This window comes from Streptomyces sp. NPDC026659, assembly GCF_040638245.1.
Classification (GTDB): Bacteria; Actinomycetota; Actinomycetes; order Streptomycetales; family Streptomycetaceae; genus Streptomyces.
Genome location: NZ_JBEZXY010000004.1, coordinates 395771 through 415317, shown reverse-complemented (window position 1 = coordinate 415317; position 19547 = coordinate 395771). Strand labels below are relative to the sequence as shown.

Here is a 19547-nt window from a genome sequence, read left to right as displayed (position 1 = left end):
AAAGGCTCGACCAGACGCCATGCGCGCCCAGTTCGTCCTGTCGGAGATCGGAGTCGGTCTCCGCCGCAATCTGACGATGACCTTCGCGGTCATCGTCTCCGTTGCCCTCTCCCTGGCCCTGTTCGGCGGCTCGCTGCTGATGAGCGACCAGGTGAGCACCATGAAGGGCTACTGGTACGACAAGGTCAACGTCTCGATCTTCCTGTGCAACAAGAGCGACGCGCAGTCGGACGCCAACTGCGCCAAGGGCGCGGTCACCGAGGATCAGAAGAAGCAGATCCGCTCCGACCTCGGCAAGATGACCACGCTCGTGCAGAAGGTCACCTACGAGTCGCAGGACCAGGCGTACAAGCACTACAAGGAGCAGTTCGGAAACTCCCCGCTGGCCAGCTCCCTGACGCCGGACCAGATGCAGGAGTCCTTCCGCATCAAGCTCAAGGACCCGCAGAAGTACCAGGTCATCGCGACCGCGTTCAACGGGCGTGACGGCGTGCAGTCCGTGCAGGACCAGAAGGGCATCCTGGACAACCTCTTCCAGCTGCTCAACCTGATGAACCGCGCGGCGCTCGGCGTGATGGCGATGATGCTGATCGTCGCCCTGCTGCTGATCGTCAACACCGTCCGCGTCTCCGCGTTCAGCCGCCGCCGCGAGACCGGCATCATGCGGCTGGTCGGCGCCTCCGGCTTCTACATCCAGGCGCCGTTCATCATGGAGGCCGCGGTCGCCGGACTCATCGGCGGAACCCTCGCCTGTGTGTTCCTGGTGGTCGGCCGGTACTTCACGATCGACCACGGCATGGCCCTGTCCAACAAGCTGACGCTCATCAACTTCGTCGGCTGGGACGCGGTGTTGACCAAGCTGCCGCTGATCCTCGCGACGAGCGTGCTGATGCCGGCGCTGGCCGGGTTCTTCGCGTTGCGCAAGTATCTGAAGGTGTGACACATACCAAGAGGGGCCGTACGGGCATCCGTCCGTAGGGCCCTTCGCCTTGTCCTAGACTCACCGCCATGTCAGGCCGCGAGCTGTTCCGCCGGCCCCGCCGCAACCGCCGCGGGGCCGCGCTGGCTTTGGTCTTCGCGGGAGTGCTCGCGGCGGGCGCGGTGACCGGCTCGCTGCCGGAGGACGGCCAGGAGCGCGAGAGCGAGGCCGCGCGCGGGAGTGCGCCGTCCGGTGTGGCCCACCACGAGGCCGTCCGCCGGGCCGCCGCCGAGGCGATGGCCGCGGGCGAGTCCCCGACGGAGGCCGCCGAACGGGCCGTCAGCCGCAGCGGGGACCGCTGGGCCGCCGTCTACTCCTCGGGCGAGTACGCGGAGTTCCAGGAGGCCCTGGACGGCGAGTACACCGGCGTCGGGCTGTGGGCGCGGCGCGGGCGGGACGGCCGTATCGAGGTGACCCGGGTCCGGTCCGGCTCGCCCGCCGCGGGTGCGGGCATCCGCCGGGGCGACGGGCTGCGCAGTGTGGACGGCCGCGCGGTGGAGGGGCTCCCGGTCACCGAGGTCGTCTCCTTACTGCGCGGTGACGCCGAGGACGCGGCAGCCGGAACGCCGGTCGTGCTCGGGATCGGGCGCGGGGACCGTGCGTGGAGCCTGACGCTGCACCGGGCGCGGCTGTCCACCGACCCCGTGACCGTGACCCGCCCGGTTGCCGGTGTCGCCGTCGTCCGGGTCGCCGCCTTCACCAAGGGTTCCGCCGGGGCCGTGCGCGACGCGGTCCGCCGGGCGCCCGCCGGCACCGGGGTCGTGCTCGACCTGCGCGGGAACTCGGGGGGTCTGGTCACCGAGGCCGTGTCCACCGCCTCCGCCTTCCTCGACGGCGGCCTGGTCGCCACCTACGACGTGGACGGCGCCCAGCGCGCCCTGCACGCCGCCTCCGGCGGGGACACCGCCCGCCCGCTGGTCGTCCTGGTCGACGGCGGCACCATGAGCGCGGCCGAGATGCTCACCGGCGCGCTCCAGGACCGGGGCCGGGCGGTCGTGATCGGCTCCCGCACCTTCGGCAAGGGCTCGGTCCAGATGCCGACCGACCTGCCCGACGGCTCGGTGGCCGAGCTGACCGTGGGCCACTACCGCACTCCGCTGGGTCACGCCGTGGACGGCCGGGGCATCACCCCGGACCTGGACGCGGGGGCGGGGGCGCTGGAGCGGGCGGAGACGGTGCTGACGGGGCTCGGCGACCCGTCGTAGACGTTGCGCCCCTCGCGGACACTCCGCGCGGGCACCGAAATACGCTTCCCTCCCACCCCCTGTCCGGTGAGAAAATGTGGGCACTATGAGCAAGGGAATGTACGTACCGAAGGAGTCCCAGCCCAAGCAGGGCGGGGGAGCCGCGAAGGCGGCCAAGGACGGCAAGCGCAAGATGGTCGCGCAGAACAAGAAGGCGCGCCACGACTACGCGATCATCGACACCTACGAGGCCGGCATCGTCCTGACCGGCACCGAGGTGAAGTCGCTGCGCCAGGGACGGGCCTCGCTGACCGACGGCTTCGTCCAGATCGACGGCGACGAGGCGTGGCTGCACAACGCCCACATCCCGGAGTACTTCCAGGGCACCTGGACGAACCACTCCGTGCGCCGCAAGCGCAAGCTGCTCCTGCACCGCGAGGAGATCGACAAGCTGGGGTCCAAGGTCCAGGAGACGGGTCACACCATCGTGCCCCTCGCGATCTACTTCAAGGACGGCCGGGCCAAGGCCGAGATCGCGCTCGCGCGCGGCAAGAAGGAGTACGACAAGCGGCAGACCCTGCGCGAGAAGCAGGACCGCCGGGAGTCCGACCGCGCCATCGCGGCGGCGAAGCGGCGCCAGCGCGGCTGACCGGGGAATACGCTGGCGTGCCGCGCCGTTGTTCCTTTACGATGGACCTGCACCTCACAGCGGGTGCGCGCCTCCCTCACCGGAGGCACTTGAAAAAACAACATGGGGATGATCGGTTTCGACAGCGGATGTCGAAGCAGGGGAAGCGTGTCGAGGAAGCGGCCATGATCTCGTAAACCACAGGCCGAAACCAATAATCGCCAACACCAAGCGCGATTCCTTCGCCCTCGCTGCCTAAGTAGCGACTTGCGAAGTGTCAGCCCGGGGCTGTTCCCGACCCGGATCCTGGCATCAGCTAGGGGACTAAACCTTGATCCCGGTCACGGGGTGAAAAGGGAAATCTAACAGTGGCTGGGCCCGTCGGAGACTTGTTCGCGTGATCTCCGGGGCCGAGAAAATCGAAGCGAACTGCACACGGAGAAGCCCTGTTTCCGCACCGGTGGACGCGGGTTCGATTCCCGCCATCTCCACGATCGGAGAGCTTGCGAGCTCTCCGCACCCCATGTGGGCAAAGGCCCCGTCGCTAACCAGCGGCGGGGCCTTCGTCATGTCACGGCATCCTCCCGGTGTTGATCAGTTCTGGCCGCGTATGACGGTTCCTGGCCATCTCGCTTGTTGATCCTTTCTCGCGGTGTCATTACGTGTTTAAGGTGGCGACCGTGCCTGACGGGGCCGACCACTCCGTTCTCGTGCACATCGACAGGCGACCGGAGGGCTCCGTCGCCCTGGGGGAGGATCACTTCGTGATGCCGCACGTGCAGACAACCCTGCGTTGCAGGGTCAGAGTTGGCATGTTCATGCTGTTCAGATGGGTGCTGGTCACCCGCTCCGTGCCAGTGCTTCTCGTGGCCGCTGTGCTGGCGCTCCTCGGGGTGCGGCCGGAACCGTCCGGCCCTCCAGCCGGTGTCCAGCCCGTCGCCGACAGCTACGACGGCTTCGACGCGAAGGCCGCCCAGCAGGTGCGCGAGGACCAGTGCCGGATGGCCGGAGTGCTGCGACTCGGCGGCCCGACCATGTCCGGCATCGCCCAGAGCGGCCTGAACCAGCCTGCGGACGGACTGCACACCGCGGCGGATCCCCAGTACTGGAACGACACCCCGCTCGCCAAGGGCTTCAAGCAGGACCGGGATCTCCTGGACAAGGCCGGGGACGCTCAGATCAAGCGGGTGAACTCCTGGAAGATCTCCGGGCTGTCCTACCCCGGCGGCTTCAACAGTGTCACCGACTTCGAATGGCCCCCCGGCATCCCTAACGGCGAGGACTTCTTCGATCAGACGGGCCTGACCAAGTGGGCGGGCGACCAGTGGTGGCGCAGCGAGGGGGACTTCTACGAGGACCCCACGCCCCCTGCGGACGAGGCCACGGTCAAGGCCGTCCATGACCTCGGCACCCCGCTCTACGGCGCGGACCCCGACCCGCAACTGCCCACTCCGCAGTGGCAGCAGGCGTACGAGGAACACGAGGCGTGGCGGCGGCTCGTCGACTGGAGCTCCGAGCCCACCGGCGCCGACAACGCCCGCCTCTTCCTGTCCTCCGGCGGCTTTGCGCGCACCGCGCCCGAGCCGGGAAGCCTGGAATTCCGGATCGCCGTCGAGGACCTGAAATCCCGCTTCGCCGCCTGCGCGTGGCGCACTCCGGTCGACCCGAACATGGTCCTCGGCAAGGAGGTGTCCACCGCGTCGGAGGAGTGGCAGCGGGAGATCGCGGGCCAGGCAGTCCAGCGCAACCTGGTCCTCGACGCCAACCGCGACGCCACCAAGGCCCTCGCGGACGGCGCCACGTCCCTCGGTGAGATGCTCGGCCAGTCCTGGGTCGCCGACCACCTCACTCGCTGGCAGGACTACTGGTCGGCCGGCGGCCCGGGCTGGATCGGTGACAGCCCGACGGTCGTGCACGTCCACGCGGCTTCCGACAAGTGCCTTGAGGTCGGTGGCGGCAAGAAGGACAACGGCACCCCCGTGCAGATCTACACCTGCAACGGCAGCGCGGGGCAGAAGTGGACCATCAGCGGCGACGCCCTCGTCAACGTCAACTCCGGCAAGTGCCTCGACGTGAAGAGCGGCGGCACGGCCAACGGGACGGCCGTGCAGATCCAGACGTGCGCCACCCGCGCGAGTCAGCAGTGGACCTACGGCACCCACGGCACCACCGCTCTGCGCAACCAGGGCCTGGGCAAGTGCCTGGATCTCCAGGACTACAGCACCGGCCGGGACGCGCGGATCTGGGACTGCAAGAGCACCGATCCGCAGAAGTTCGACATGACGCCGTCCGGCCACAACGGCACCGACCAGCTCGACTACCCGACCAAGGCCCAGTTCGACCAGGCGACGAAGGGCGTGAGCAGCGCTCAGGCCGAGGCGAAGAAGCAGCTTGATCTGATCAAGTCCCGTGCGGCGGCGGCGAAGAAGGACGCCACCACCACGGACACCGCCCTGCAGGCCGCCTACACCATCGCCGACCAGCAGGGCGCGCCACGGGGCCGTGCTCTGCTGGTCGGACAGCAGAAGGCCCAGGTGACGAAGGCGTCGGCCGCCGCCCTCGACGCCATGGCCAAGGCCGGCGAAACTGCCTACGCGGCGACCCGCGCCGCCGCCGGTGACAGCCGGACCATCGCCGCCCGGGCGCTGACGGAGGCCGCCGCCTCGAAGGCGGCGTTTCGCACGGCGGCCGCGCAGGCGGCCAACGAGCAGGCGAAGGCCGCTGCCGATGCGGCCGCCGTACAGGCGAAGAACGCCAAGGACGCCCGCGACACCGCCCGCGCGAAGCTCGCCGAGACGCAGAAGGCCGAGGCCGACGCGAAGGCCGCGGCCGCCACCGCGCACGCCAAGCGTCTCGCGGCGGAAGCCGAGGAGAAGACGGCCAAGGCGGAGAAGGAGACCGCCGCGGCCAGGCGGGCCGACGCCGCCGAACACCGCAAGAACGCCGAAGGCTACGCGAGCGCGGCCAAGGATGCCCAGGACAAGGCGGAGGCCGCGGAGTCCACAGCCCGGGGCAAGCGCGAGGACGCCGAGGCGGCCCGCGACCGGGCGAAGGCGAAGCGGGACGATGCCTGGGACGCCAAGGAGCAGGCGAACGCGGCCCGTGCCAAGGCCGATGCCAAGGACGCCTACGCCGACGCCCACGAGTCCGATGCCGACGCGCAGGACGCTCGTGCGGCCGCCGACCAGGCCGACAAGGCCGCCGACAACGCCGAGTCCGCGGCGACGTCGGCCCGTACCGAGGCCGACGCGGCGACCAAGGCGGCGGCCGACGCCGATGCTGCGGCGACCCGCGCCGAGGCCGCGGCAGGACGGTCTCGTGCGGACGCCGACGCGGCGAAGGCCGCCAAGCTCAAGGCCGACGCGGCCGTACGGACCGCGACCAGCGCAGCCGCCGACGCGATCAAGGCGTCGCAGAGCGCGGCCGACTCCGCCCGCGCGGCGGTCAGGCTGGCCGACGAGGCGGAGCAGCATGCGGCCGACTCCCGCAAGCAGGCGGACACGGCCCGTGCCGAGGCCGCCAAGGCGCTCGCCGGTTCGGCCGACGCGGCCGGGCACGCCCATGTCACCGCGCAGGCGGCCGCGGACGCGCACCACTCGGCCGAGCAGGTGGCCGCCCCGGCGAACGACGCGATCCAGCTCGGCTCGCCCTACGTCACCACGGACTCCGCCGCGGGCCTCGCGGTGCTGATCGGGCAGTCGTCGAAGTCGATCGCGGAGCAGCAGCAGGCAGTCGCGGACGCACACGCCACCAACGCGCAGAAGGCCGCCGAGCAGGCGAAGAGCACGGCGAACGCGGCGAGCGGCGACGCCAAGGCCGCGTACACCATCGCCGCCGAGGCAGCTGGGCACGCGGCCGATGCCCAGAAGTCCGCCAAGGAGGCGCTCGGTTACGCGGCCGAAGCGGCCAAGGCGGCCGCCGACGCCCAGACATCACTGGCCAACACCATCGAGTACGACCGGCAGGCCGGTGTCGACGCCGACGCGGCCGACGGGGCCGCAGGTCGTGCCGAGGGCTACGCCAAGGACGCCCGTGACTTGGCCGACCAGGCGGAACTGGACGCCGACGCGGCTCGCAGCGCCGCGTCCGAGGCGGAGCAATCGGCCAAGGACGCCCGCGCGGCGGCCGACCGGGCCGATGCCGAGGCCACCAAGGCGGAGGAAGCGGCCAAGGACGCCCAAAAATACGCCGACTCGGCGCAGGAGGCGTACGAGCAGGCACAGCGGGATGATGCGAACAAGCAGGTGCAGACGGGCGCGTCGACCGGTGTCGGAGGGGTGTTCTCCGTCATCGACGAGATCAAACCGCGCGGGGAGCCGGAGCGGCTGCCCAACGAGTGCCATGGTCTCGACTGCAACACCCTCGTGTTCGTCGCGCACTTCGACGCGGTGGTCAGCTACTACCTGTGCCTCGACCCGGACGTGCCCGCCACCGAGGCCGGCTGCCCGTCCGAGGACACCGTCTTCCTGACGACCAAGACCATTCCCAACCTCAGCAAGACGGTCAAGGTCTCCGCGTGGGACGTGACCGAGGACGTCTGGAAGGGCATCTTCAAGTCGATCATCGGCGACTTCACCGGCTGCTACCACAAGCTCAACGGCGACGGCAGCGGCAGCTACGGTGACTGCGCCTGGGCGGCGACCTGGCTCCCGGTGGGCGGCCCCATCGCCAAGATCACCGAGGCGATCCGCGGCGTGGACGCCGCACTGCGCACGGGGGTCGGAGTGTCCGACGCGATGAAGGCGCTCAGGGCGCTGGACATCGATGCCGCGACGCTCTCCAGGATCGAGGCGACCGTCCGGGTGTATGAGGACGCGAGAACGGCCTGTCCGGTCAACAGCTTTCCCGGCGACACGCGGGTGCTTATGGCGGACGGAAGCAGGAAGGCGATCCGGTTCGTTCGCGAGGGTGATCTGGTTCTCGCAAGTGACCCCGCCACCGGTGAGCTCCGGCCGGAACCGGTCACGGACGCGTTTTCCCACCACACCGGGCGGTTGACGGACATCGGTGTGGTCGGCTCCATGGTCACGAGCACGCCGGGGCACAGGTTCTACGTCGGGGGCCGGGGGTGGACCACGGTCTCCGACCTGGCGGTGGGCGACTCGCTGCGCACGTCGGACGGGACCCTCAGGAGGGTGACATCGCTCCATGACCGTCCGGTCGACAAGCGGGTGTTCGACCTCACGGTCGATGGACTGCACACCTTCTTCGTACGGACCCGGGGGCAGGCTCCCGAGGACGTACTGGTTCACAACTGCCTGAACATCGTCGCCGACGAAGGTATCGGCGGGGCGCATACCCTGACCGACCACGTCCGGCCCGGCGACGAGGCCATGGCGGCGAAGGCCGATGGCACCAAGAGCGGTATCGCCACCCGATGGACCGACGAGGCGACCGCCCTGAGGTCCGTTAACGAGGCGTTCCAGCAGTGGATCGCCCGCAACCCTCGGGGTCTGGACGGCTGGCTGAGCAAGATGAGGAACAAGTTCGGCAAGAACGGCGACCGTGGCTACTTCGACCCGCGCACGGACCTGAAAGAAATCACCTGGACCCTCGCGGACAGGGGGTCCCTCGGCCGTAAATGGGTCAGGAACGGCCCGCAGAACGTCGAAGCCGGCAACAAGGTGGTGATCCAGTTGAGATACGTTGGCAAGCCTCATCCGTCGGGTTACGTCGTCTATTCGGCGTACCTGGCCGGCTGAGACCGGCGGCACTTGTCCGAACAGGTGGGCCGGGGGCGCTTCGTCCGCCGGCCCACCCCATGCGCCCAACCTTCTGAGGACATACCCCCATGACGGAGCAGCGGGAAGCGCGTTTCTGGAGGCACGAAGAGGACTTCGGGCTGAGCCGGCTGGCCGGGGGAGCGGAGTTTCCGGTGGGGGACGCCGACGACCTCCGCGCCCTCCGCGGGGACGCGCGTCTGCTGCTGGAGTCGTCGCTCTCCGACGAAGCCGTCCGGGAGCTCTGGCTGGCCGTCTCGGGTGGCGGTGACGATCCGGGGCCCCGCGCGCGTGACTGGCTGAGCCGTGTCGTTTCGGCGGCGCAGGCCGCCGAGGAACCGGAGCAGTACGGAAATCCGCCCCTGGTCACCGTGGACGAGCAGGCGATGCGCGAGGCCGTGCTCGGCGAGGTGGGGGGCGTCGGCCTCGTCCCGCTGGAGCGGGTCGTCACCGAGGTCGACGCCGATCTCGGCTTCCGGCTGTTCCTGCGGGTGCTCAAGGCGCGCGGGGTGGTGGTGTCCGTGCGGGGGTACGACCGGTATCAGGAGATCGCGGAGGGGTTCGGGTATCCGGGGCGGCTGGTGGCCCGGGGGCTCGCGGTGGGCTGGCCGCGTTTCGACGATCCCTCGGCCGGGCGGCGGTTCGAGGAGGACTTCGGGTTCTCGCTGCTCGCCGGGCGTTTCCACGGTGACCTGTGGCAGCACGCGTACACCGTCGAGGAGGGAATCCGGGGCGCCGCCGGGGATCGTACGGGCACGGTCCCGGGGTCGTACGCCTTCGCGCTGCTGGAGGACACCCTGCGGCTCCTGCGCTCACCCCTGTCCGACGACACGCTCACCGGGCTGTGGCGGGTGGTCACGGCATGCGGGTACGAGGCCGAGGAGCCGCGGGAGTGGCTGAGCCGGGTCGGAGAGGTGTGCGCCGGGCTCCTGCCGGAGCTCGGGCCCGGCGCCACCCCGGACCGGCCGCCGGCCGAGGCAACGGACACCGTCCTGCGCGAACTGCGGGAGATCGCGACCGCCCTGACCCGAGGCATCCACGACAGCCCCTGGTACGGCGCCTCCATCAGCCCCTGGTTCGCCCTTTCGGAGGTGGCCGTACCCGCGCTGGAACAGGTCACCGTCCACGTCGACCCCGACCTCGGCTTCCGTCTGCTGCTCCGCACCCTGATCGCTTACGGAGTCCCCCTCACGGAGGACCGGGTGGCGCGGTACCGAGAGATCGTCACCGGCCTCGGGCATCCCCGGTACGACCTGTCCGAGCTGCCCCTCCGCTGACCACCTTCGGGACCCGGTGGCCGTGGTTCCCATGGACGAGCCGCGCGGCGGAGCCGAGGCGGTCGATCAGCAGTGCGGTGGCCGCCGACCCCGCCGGGACCAGGTACGCCATGGCGGACGACGTGTGTTCCACCGCCCAGCCGCCCATGGCGGAGCCGCACGCGATCCCCGTCAGCAGGGACGTCACCGCCAGGCTCATGCCCTCGTTGAGGCGGTCGGGTGGGGTGTGGGTCTGGAGGTGGGTCATGGCGGTGACCATGGTGGGGGCGGTGGCCATGCCGGCCAGGAGGAGGGCGGCGGCGAGGGGCGGGAGGGTGTGGAGCGTGGTGGTGGTCAGCCAGGGGAGGGTCATCAGGGCGGTCATGGCCAGGAGGCACCAGGGGAGGAGGCGGGACGGGGAGGCGGTGGGTCTGAGGGAGCCGTACAGCAGGCCCGCCGCGCAGGAGCCCGCCGCCTGGAGGGCGAGGATCGCGCCCGCCGCGGCGCGGTGGCCCTGGGCGTCGGCGTAGGCGATCGTCACGACCTCCATGGAGCCGAAGATCGCGCCGGTGGCCAGGAAGGTCGCCAGGAGGGTCGGGATGGCCCGGGTACGGAGGGGGGACGGGGCCGTGGAGCGGGGGGTGGGTGGGGGTTCCGTCGCGCGCTGGGCGGTGAACATGAGCATGCCGGTCAGCAGCAGCGCCGCGCCGATGAGCGTGCCCGCCTCCGGGAAAAGGGTGCCGGTCAGGAAGGACGCCAGGACCGGGCCCAGCATGAAGCACAGCTCGTCGGCGGCCTGCTCGAAGGAGTTCGCGGTGTGCAGGGCGTCGGGGTCGTCGCGCAGGAGGTGGGCCCAGCGGGCGCGGGAGAGGCCGCCGATGTTGGGGGTGGCGGCGGTCGCGGCGTAGGCGGCGAACAGGGTCCAGTCGGGGGCGCCGAAGTGCACGCACAGCAGCAGGGCCAGGCTGCCCGCCACCGCCGTGAGGGTGGCGGGCACGGCGATCCGCGCCTGGCCGTACCGGTCGGTCAGCCGTGCCGTCCAGGGTCCGGCCAGACCCGTCGCCGCCAGGCCGGTCGCGGTGACCGCCCCGGCGAGCGCGTACGAACCCCGCGCCCCCGCGATCATCACGACCGCGCTCACCGAGAACATCCCCATCGGCAGGCGGGCGATGAGATTGCCGAGGGTGAAGGCGGCGGTTCCGGGGCGGGTGAACAGGCTTCGGTAGGTGGTGAGTTGGGGCATGACATGCACGTTCACCCGGGGCGGCGGTCTCCGTCCAACACCTTTCTCGTGCCCAATTCACGCGCCCGCGTTGTAAGTTCGCGGTCGTGACCGCACCCGTCGCCTCCGTGGACCCCCGCCTTCTCCGTGCCTTCCTCGCCGTTGCCGAGGAGTTGCACTTCACCCGCGCCGCCGCCCGGCTGTACGTCGCGCAGCAGGCGCTCAGTCGTGATGTGCGGCGGCTGGAGCGGGAATTGGGGGCCGAGCTGTTCGTGCGGACGACGCGGCAGGTGGCGCTCACCGCCGACGGTGAACGGCTGGTGCCGCTCGCCCGGCGCGTACTCGACGCGCAGGAGGAGTTGCTCACGGCGTTCGGGCAGACACGCCCGCTGCTGGTCGACCTCAACTCGGAGGGTCTGGGCACCACGCGCCGCGTGCTCGTACGGGCCCGGGAGCTGTCCCCCGTCCACGAGTTGACCGCGCGCTACGAGAGCGGGCTCACCAAGGCCGCGGACGACATGCTCGCCGGACGGCTCGACGCCTCCTTCGGCCGCTTCGCGGGACTCGGCCCGGCCGTCCGCGCCCGCCTCGGCCACCAGCCCGTCCGCTACGAGCCGATGGCCGTCTTCCTGCCCGAGGACCACCCGCTGGCCGAGCTGCCCGAAGTGCCGGTGCGCGCGCTGGCGGGTGCGACGGTGTACGCCGGCGCGGGCAACGCGGGTACGCGGGAGTGGACCGGCCTCGCGCGTCAGCTCTTCGAGCGATACGGCATCCTTCCGGCGTCACCCGTTCCGATGGCCGTGGGGCGCGAGGAGTTCGCCCGGGTCATGGGCAGAACACGCGTTCCCGTCCTCACGGTGGTGGACTTTTCGGCCATGCCGGGCGCGGTGCTGCGGCCGCTTGTCGACCCTGTCCCGCTTTCGCCTGTCTCGCTCGTGTGGCGGAAGAGCCTGGTCCATCCGGCGCTGGACGCGCTCCGCAGGGCGGCCGCCGAGATTTCGCACGCCGAGGGCTGGCTCAAGAAGCCCGCCGATGGATGGATTCCGGCCATCGACGAAGATGTGATGAACGGCCATATGTGACGCATCATGAACCCGAAACCTTCACATGCGCTACATTCGGGGCCCGAGCACAGTGTGATAAAGGGGGCGCTCCGGACCCGGTGGGGGCCTGATCCGTCGGCGTGAGGCTCGGGGGCGCAGTGCCCCCTGAACGGTTTCGTGGGGGATTGCACGCGTGAAACAGTGGCGAGAAGACGCCCAACCGGAATGGCCCGATGTCGCGTCCGCGACCCCGGAGCCGCCGGTGACAGAGGGCAACAGGACCCAGGCGTTCCCGGAGAGCGGAACGGTCGCCGAGACCGGGACGCTCCGCCAGGGGAGCACGGGGACGAGCCGTGGCGGCTGGCCGGTCGTACAGGGCGGCGCGCTCACCCGGGGCGGCGCCCGGAGCGGCATCCGGACCGGTACTCAGGCCGGCACCGCGAGCGTCACCGGTTCGGCGATACCCCGGGGCGGACAGGCCGCCCCGACCGACGCCGACGAGACGGCCGTCGTCCCGCGCCCGCGCAACGCGCGCGCCGCCACCGACTTCCGGCGCACGACGCCCCCCGACGCGGAGCGGACGGCCGTCCTGCCCACGGCGCCGGACACGGACCGTACCGCCGTCCTGCCCAACGCCTCCGCCGCTTCCACAGCCTCCGCCGCCTCCACAGCCTCGGCCGCCTCCGCCGCCGAGCGGACCGCCGTGCTGCCCCAGCCGACCGGCACACCCCGGCCCACCGGCCGCACCGGCGGAGCGGCGGGGTCCGGCTGGCCCGTCGTACGGGACACCGCCCGGCCCGTCGCGCCCCGCGACCCCTGGGACGCCCGCGCCGCCGCCACGCCCACCGCTCCCGAGGCGGCCGGGACCGGCAAAGCGGCCACGACCGGCAACGCGACCGGCAACCCGGCGGACCCCGCGCACGACCCGCACGAGGTCACCGTCCAGCTGGACTCCGTGAAGGGAGAGGCGGAGGCGCGCCCGGACGGGCCCGTCTTCGTGGACGAGTCCGGCCGCCGCGGGCGTACCGTCCGGCGGATCGGGCTCGCGGTCGCCGTCGCCTGCGCGGGGTACGCCGTCGTCATCGTCGCCACGCTGCTGTCCGGCAGTTCGGACGCGCCCTGGCTGCCCGTGCCGGACAAGGAGGACAAGCCCGCCGGGCGGGTGCACACCTCGCCGGTGCCCACCGTCTCCACCGCGCCGACGGCGGCGGACTCCGGTGGCGGCACCGGTCCCGCCGAGCCGCTGCCGACCGCCGCCTCCGCCGTACCCGGCGCCTCGGGCGCGCCGTCCGTCCCGGCCGCCGGGACCAGTGGGCCGCCCGCGTCGCCGAGCGCGAGCCCGACCGTGCGGAAGTCACCCACGCCCGGTGTCTCCGGGTCGCCCGGTACGCCCACGCCCACCGGCTCGCCCACGACGGTGCCGTCCCCGCCCGCGTCCTCCCCCGCCGGCAGCGCGCTCCCGACGACCTCCGGCTCCCCGGTGGGCGGTGGCGGGCCCGAGCCGCACGGTCCGGCCGCCCCGGCCCAGGCTCTCGGCCCCCGGCACGCGGGAACCGTCCTCTGATGGCTTCGCGATCCCGCCGCCGTACCGACCACAAGGCCCGCACCGGCCAGACGTCGCGCAAGGCCCGTACCGACCACGAAGGCGGCACCGGGCGCCGCCGCTTCCCGCTGCGCTACGCGCTCTCGTTCCTGCTCCTGCTCGCGACGCTGGCGATGCTCATCCTGCACGGCTATGTGCACAACGAGATCCTCGCCGACTTCCGGGTGCGCCCCGAGGCCGCGACCGACCGGGTGCCGCAGAAGATCCTGGACGGCGGCCCGGTCATCGACACCCGGGGCGGCCGCACCGACAGCCTCAGGGTGCCCAGGAACCGGCTCGTGCTCACCTTCGACGACGGCCCCGACCCGACCTGGACGCCGAAGGTCCTCGACATCCTCAAGAAGCACCACGCCCACGCGACCTTCTTCGTCACCGGCACGATGACCTCGCGCCACCCGGAACTGGTCAAGCGCATGGTGGACGAGGGACACGAGGTCGGGCTGCACACCTTCAACCACCCCGACCTCTCGTACCACTCCAGGAGCCGCGCCGACTGGGAGCTGTCCCAGGGGCAGCTGGCCCTCGCCGGGGCGGCCGGCATCCGCAGCTCGCTGTTCCGGCCGCCGTACTCCTCCTTCGCCTCCGCGATGGACGACCGGTCCTGGCCGGTGACGGAGTACATCGGCGGCCGGGGCTACCTCACCGTCCTCAACGACCGCGACAGCGAGGACTGGCGCAAGCCCGGCGTGGACGCGATCGTGCGCGGGGCCACGCCCGAGGGCGGCAAGGGCGCGGTCGTCCTGATGCACGACTCCGGCGGCGACCGCAGCCAGACCGTCGCGGCCCTCGACCGCTATCTGCCCGAACTCCAGGCCAAGGGTTACCGGTTCCAGACCCTCACCGAGGCCCTGGACGCGCCGAGCGCGGACACCCCGGTCACGGGGGCGGCGCTGTGGAAGGGCCGGGCCTGGATCGTGCTGGTCAAGGCGGCCGACGGCACGACCGACGTGCTGGTGGCGGCCCTCGCGGTCATCGGCGTGCTGGTGATCGGACGGTTCGGGCTGATGCTGCTGCTCTCCGTCGCGCACGCCCGCCGCACCCGCCGCCGCGGCTTCCGCTGGGGCCCGGAGCCCGTGACGCGGCCCGTCTCGGTGCTGGTCCCGGCCTACAACGAGGCCAAGTGCATCGAGAGCACGGTGCGTTCACTGACCGAGAGCGACCACCCGGTGGAGATCATCGTCATCGACGACGGCTCCACCGACGGCACCGCCCGCATCGTCGAGGGGCTCGGCCTGCCCGGCGTGCGCGTGGTCCGCCAGCTCAACGCGGGCAAGCCCGCCGCCCTCAACCGGGGCGTGGCGAACGCGAGTCACGACCTGATCGTGATGATGGACGGCGACACCGTCTTCGAGCCCTCCACCGTCCGCGAACTGGTGCAGCCCTTCGCCGACCCGCGCGTCGGCGCCGTCGCGGGCAACGCCAAGGTCGGCAACAAGGACACCCTCATCGGCGCCTGGCAGCACATCGAGTACGTGATGGGCTTCAACCTCGACCGCCGGATGTACGAGGTGCTGGGCTGCATGCCGACCATCCCCGGCGCGGTCGGCGCCTTCCGCCGCTCCGCGCTGGAGCGCGTCGGCGGCATGAGCGACGACACCCTCGCCGAGGACACCGACGTCACCATGGCGCTGCACCGCGACGGCTGGCGGGTGGTCTACGCCGAGAAGGCGCGCGCCTGGACCGAGGCCCCCGAGTCCGTCCAGCAGCTGTGGTCCCAGCGCTACCGCTGGTCCTACGGCACCATGCAGGCCATCTGGAAGCACCGCCGCGCCGTCGTGGAGCGCGGCCCCTCCGGCCGGTTCGGCCGCGTCGGCCTGCCGCTGGTGTCCCTCTTCATGGTGCTCGCCCCGCTCCTGGCCCCGCTGATCGACATCTTTCTCGTCTACGGCCTGGTCTTCGGCCCGACGGGCAGGACGATCGGGTCCTGGTTCGCGATCCTCGCCATCCAGGCGGCCTGCGCGGCGTACGCCTTCTTCCTCGACCGCGAACGGCTCACTCCGTTGATCTCCCTTCCGCTCCAGCAGATCCTCTACCGCCAGCTCATGTACGTCGTCCTGCTCCAGTCCTGGATCACCGCCCTGACCGGCGGCCGGCTGCGCTGGCAGAAGCTGCGCCGCAAGGGCGGGGTGGGCGTCCCGCAGCCGGACGCCGTCGCCCCGGCGGGCGGGAGGGTGGCCCGATGACGACCCGCCCCCAGGGCCCGGCCCGGCACGCCCGCCGCGTGGAGCCGACCGCCCCGGCGGCACCGCCGACCGTGCCGCCGATCCCCGGACCCTCGGCCCCACCGGCCGCCACGACCTCCACGGCCGTAACGACGGTCGCGGAGGCCCCGCCCGAGCCGCCCGCCTCCTTAACCGACGCGGCCGCGCCCCAAAAACCCTCCCGTGACCGCTACTTCGACCTGCTCCGGGCCGTCGCCCTCTTCAGGGTCGTCTTCTACCACCTGATGGGCTGGTCCTGGCTGCCCGTCGTCTTCCCCTCCATGGGCGTGATGTTCGCCCTCGCGGGCACCCTCATGGCCCGCTCGCTGAAGCGGCCGCCGCTCGGCGTCGTACGCGGCAGGCTGCGCCGTCTGCTGCCGCCCCTGTGGCTGCTCGGTGCCATCGGCGTGACCGGCATGGTGCTCCAGGGCTGGCGCCCGGACGCCGACGGCCACCCCGGCTGGTGGTGGCTGCACCTCGGGTACTGGATCCTGCCGCTGAGCGACCCGCCGTACGCCGACGGACTGCGCGGAGTGCACGGCGTGCTCGGCGCGGACTGGGGCGGCGAACTGGCCGGTCCCCTCTGGTACTTGCGTGCCTACCTCTGGTTCGTCCTGCTCTCACCGCTGCTGCTGCGGGCGCTGCGCCGACTGCCCTGGGCGACGATCCTCATGCCGGTCGCGCTCGCCGCCGTCCTGGAGTTCGGGCACCCCGCCCTCCCCGGCGAGCGCTTCCCCTCGGCCCTCACCGACTTCGGCACCTTCGGCGCCTGCTGGATCCTCGGCATGGCCCACCAGCAGGGCGTGCTGCGCCGCATCCCGCGCTACGTCGTCCCCTCCGTCGCCCCGGCCGTCGCCGCCGTCGGCCTCTGGTACGCGCTCACGCACGGCTTCCGGCAGGGCCACGACCTCGACGACATCCCCTTCGCGCAGTCCCTGTGGTCCTTCGCCACCGTCCTGCTCCTGCTGCACCTCAGCCCGTCCTGGCCGGTCTGGCCGCACCTGCTGCGCCCCTTCGACCGGCTGATCACCCTGCTCAACTCCCGCGCGGTGACCATCTATCTGTGGCACAACATCTGCATCCTGATCGCCTCCACGCTGTGGGACCGGATGTGGCGCTTCGACTCGCTGGCGTCGCACTTCACCTGGCTCCTGGAGAGCCCCTGGCCGGAGCTGGCGATCGCCTGGGTCCTCGTCGCCCTGTGCGTCCTGTCCTTCGGCTGGGTGGAGGACCTGGCGGCCAGGCGACGCCCCCGCCTGTGGCCCGACGGCCGGGTACGGCACGGGGGCGCGACCCACGGGCGCACCGCGAAGAGCGGTACGGGGGGTTCCGGCCGGGCGTCCGGACAGGCACTGTGAGAGGCAGCGACGCAACGGTTCCTGCCCAGGCGGTGACGGTCACATGGCACGGGATACGGCCACGGCCCCGTACGAGCTGCGCTTCGACGCCGGGCGATGCTGCCTGGACCTCCTGGCGACCTCGCATCCGTACGAACACCTCGACGCCGTGGGCCCGTTGTGCGCCTGGATCACGGGTGCCGGGCTCGTCCCGCCCGGCACCCCGCTCGGCCACGCCGACCCCGGATGGCCGGCCCGCTTCCGTGAACTGCGCGCACATATAGGGGCGTTGATACGCGAAGACGGCGGTTCCGGCCCGCGTGCGCACGCCCTCGCCCTCGCTCGCCTCAACGAACTGGCCGCTGTCGCGACTCCGGCGCCACGCGCGGTGCGCCAGGAGAGCGGCGCCCTCGCGAGAGAGCTGGCCGAAAGGCCCGAGTGCGCCGCGCTGCTGGCCGTCGTCGCGCGGGACGCGGTCGAGCTGCTCACCGACCCGGTGGCCCGTGCGGCGGTGCGCGAGTGCGCGGGGGACGACTGCCCGATCGTCTACCTGGACACCTCCCGCGGCAGGCGCCGACGTTGGTGCTCCAGCGAGACGTGCGGCAACCGCGAACGCGTCGCCCGGCACCGCAGACGCGCCGCGCTCGCCCGATCCTGAGTGTCCGGTAAGGGAGTTGTGCCGGGACGCGCCCGAACTCGGGCCCCTGTGAGATCCGTTACACCGCGTTTGCCTCTGGCCAAGCACGGGCAGCCACACCGACCTTGACAGCGTGTCGGAAATGTAAAGAACGCGCGGGGGGAATGTGTTCGCATGTCCCGCTCGTCACGTCATTCCCGTGAAAACCGCCAACTCCCCTTGAACATTCCGGTGCTGCGTCGCGTACGTGTGGGCGAGCGACCGACGGGGAGAAGCCCCGGACACCGGAGGTGGGCGTGCGCAAGGATGCGGCCGTGGCCAATGAAAGTGGATCGAGGGCCCGACATCGCATGTCCTCGCAGCCCTCGGAACCCGATGAGGAGCTGATGCGTGCTCTGTACCGCGAGCACGCCGGACCCCTCCTTGCGTATGTCCTCAGACTGGTTGCCGGTGACCGGCAGCGAGCCGAGGACGTGGTGCAGGAAACACTCATCCGTGCCTGGAAGAACGCCGGTCAGCTCAATCGGGCGACCGGTTCGGTACGCCCCTGGCTGGTGACGGTCGCCCGGCGCATCGTCATCGACGGCCACCGCAGCCGGCAGGCCCGGCCGCAGGAGGTCGATCCGTCGCCGCTGGAGGTCATCCCCGCGGAGGACGAGATCGACAAGGCGCTGTGGCTGATGACGCTGACGGACGCGCTCGACGACCTGACCCCGGCCCACCGGGAGGTCCTCGTCGAGACCTACTTCAAGGGGCGTACCGTCAACGAGGCGGCCCAGACCCTGGGGATACCCAGCGGTACGGTCCGCTCCCGGGTCTTCTACGCCCTGCGGTCGATGAAGCTGGCGCTGGAGGAGCGGGGGGTGACGGCGTGATGAGTGTGTACGGGGGATTCGGAGCGAGCGGTACGGGTATGTCTGGCCCCATGCAGGGATCTCCGGTGCCGAACGAGCACGAGACCGTCGGCGCCTACGCCCTCGGCATTCTCGACGACACCGAGGCGACGGCGTTCGAGACCCATCTGTCGGGCTGCGAGTGGTGCGCCCAGCAGCTGGACGAACTCGCCGGAATGGAGCCGATGCTGGCCGCGCTCGCGGACCTGCCCGGCACCGGCAGCACCCCCGTCATCGGGGAGTCGCTGTCCGCCCGGCCGAGCCCGCGCCTGGTCGAGCGCATGGTCGACGAGGTCGCCGAGCGCCGCGCCCGCAAGCGGCGCAAGAGCTTCTACATGATCGCGGCCGCGGCGGCGCTCATCGTGGCGGCTCCCGTCGGCGTGATGGCCGTGTCGAACTCGGGCACCACCCAGACCGCGACCCCGCTCGCGGCGACCGCCAAGGACCACTTCGCCGAGCTGTCCCACAAGGTCACCGGCACCGACTCCGGCACCGGCGTCTCCGCCACCATCGCGATGGCGGGCAAGGACTGGGGCACGGACACGGTCATGGAACTCAAGGGCGTCAAGGGACCGCTCACCTGCTCCCTGATCGCCGTCGGCACCAACGGCGAGCGCCAGACGCTCGGCACCTGGACCGTCGGCAAATGGGGGTACGGCAACCCCGACGCCAAGACCGAGCAGGCCCGCAACCCGCTGTACATCGGCGGCGGCACCGCGCTCCAGCCCGACGCCATCGACCACTTCGTGGTGTCGACCCTCGACGGCAAGGAACTGGTCCAGGTGAAGGCGTAGGGGTGCCTCCCCGCGCCGCCACGTAGCCCTGACGGGCCCTCTTCGCGTAC

General features: G+C 71.5%; 13 protein-coding genes and 1 other RNA gene. 13 read left to right on the top strand and 1 reads right to left on the bottom strand.

The annotated features are described in order from the left end of the window. Positions 1-19: 19 nt before the first annotated feature. From ftsX to AB0E91_RS13920, 6 genes are all read left to right on the top strand, one after another. On the top strand, positions 20-940 hold the full coding sequence (ftsX, locus tag AB0E91_RS13945) for a permease-like cell division protein FtsX (protein ID WP_361106539.1): 921 nt from the start codon (positions 20-22) through the stop codon (positions 938-940). A gap of 68 nt (positions 941-1008) precedes the next feature. Next, the gene (locus tag AB0E91_RS13940) at positions 1009-2184 is read left to right on the top strand and encodes a S41 family peptidase (RefSeq protein ID WP_361779991.1); all 1176 of its coding nucleotides are present in this window, start codon (positions 1009-1011) and stop codon (positions 2182-2184) included. A gap of 97 nt (positions 2185-2281) precedes the next feature. Next, positions 2282-2812, top strand: coding sequence for an SsrA-binding protein SmpB (smpB, locus tag AB0E91_RS13935; protein ID WP_361780156.1), 531 nt, complete (start codon positions 2282-2284; stop codon positions 2810-2812). Positions 2813-2916: 104 nt separating this feature from the next. After that, positions 2917-3285, top strand: a transfer-messenger RNA (tmRNA) gene (gene ssrA, locus AB0E91_RS13930). A gap of 324 nt (positions 3286-3609) precedes the next feature. Further along, positions 3610-8493 (top strand): RICIN domain-containing protein, encoded by a 4884-nt coding sequence (locus AB0E91_RS13925; protein ID WP_361779988.1) that lies wholly within the window; start codon positions 3610-3612, stop codon positions 8491-8493. Between the two features lie 89 nt (positions 8494-8582). Then, positions 8583-9788 (top strand): hypothetical protein, encoded by a 1206-nt coding sequence (locus AB0E91_RS13920; RefSeq protein ID WP_361779985.1) that lies wholly within the window; start codon positions 8583-8585, stop codon positions 9786-9788. Here the strand turns inward: AB0E91_RS13920 and AB0E91_RS13915 are convergent. Beyond that, positions 9736-11010 carry an MFS transporter gene (locus AB0E91_RS13915; RefSeq protein WP_361779982.1) on the bottom strand — a complete coding sequence of 425 codons (1275 nt, stop codon included), beginning with the start codon at positions 11008-11010 and terminating at the stop codon, positions 9736-9738. The genes AB0E91_RS13920 and AB0E91_RS13915 overlap by 53 nt on opposite strands. Positions 11011-11096: 86 nt before the next feature. On the opposite strand from AB0E91_RS13915, the gene AB0E91_RS13910 reads away from it, so the two are divergent. The 7 genes from AB0E91_RS13910 to AB0E91_RS13880 all read left to right on the top strand — a co-directional run bounded on the left by AB0E91_RS13910 (position 11097) and on the right by AB0E91_RS13880 (position 19497). Beyond that, positions 11097-12071 (top strand): LysR family transcriptional regulator, encoded by a 975-nt coding sequence (locus AB0E91_RS13910; RefSeq protein WP_361779979.1) that lies wholly within the window; start codon positions 11097-11099, stop codon positions 12069-12071. Positions 12072-12294: 223 nt separating this feature from the next. Then, a complete protein-coding gene (locus AB0E91_RS13905; protein WP_361779977.1) occupies positions 12295-13596 on the top strand; it encodes a hypothetical protein in 1302 nt (433 codons plus the stop codon). 152 nt (positions 13597-13748) lie between these two features. Beyond that, positions 13749-15818 (top strand): glycosyltransferase, encoded by a 2070-nt coding sequence (locus AB0E91_RS13900; protein ID WP_361780153.1) that lies wholly within the window; start codon positions 13749-13751, stop codon positions 15816-15818. Further along, entirely contained in the window at positions 15815-17194 is a 1380-nt protein-coding gene (locus AB0E91_RS13895; protein WP_361779975.1) for an acyltransferase family protein, read from the top strand. The genes AB0E91_RS13900 and AB0E91_RS13895 overlap by 4 nt, the downstream gene beginning before the upstream one ends. 43 nt (positions 17195-17237) lie before the next feature. After that, positions 17238-17831, top strand: coding sequence for a CGNR zinc finger domain-containing protein (locus tag AB0E91_RS13890; RefSeq protein ID WP_361779972.1), 594 nt, complete (start codon positions 17238-17240; stop codon positions 17829-17831). Positions 17832-18100: 269 nt separating this feature from the next. After that, a complete protein-coding gene (locus tag AB0E91_RS13885) occupies positions 18101-18685 on the top strand; it encodes a sigma-70 family RNA polymerase sigma factor (protein ID WP_026249241.1) in 585 nt (194 codons plus the stop codon). A gap of 38 nt (positions 18686-18723) precedes the next feature. Continuing rightward, on the top strand, positions 18724-19497 hold the full coding sequence (locus AB0E91_RS13880; protein WP_361779969.1) for a zf-HC2 domain-containing protein: 774 nt from the start codon (positions 18724-18726) through the stop codon (positions 19495-19497). Positions 19498-19547 lie beyond the last annotated feature (50 nt).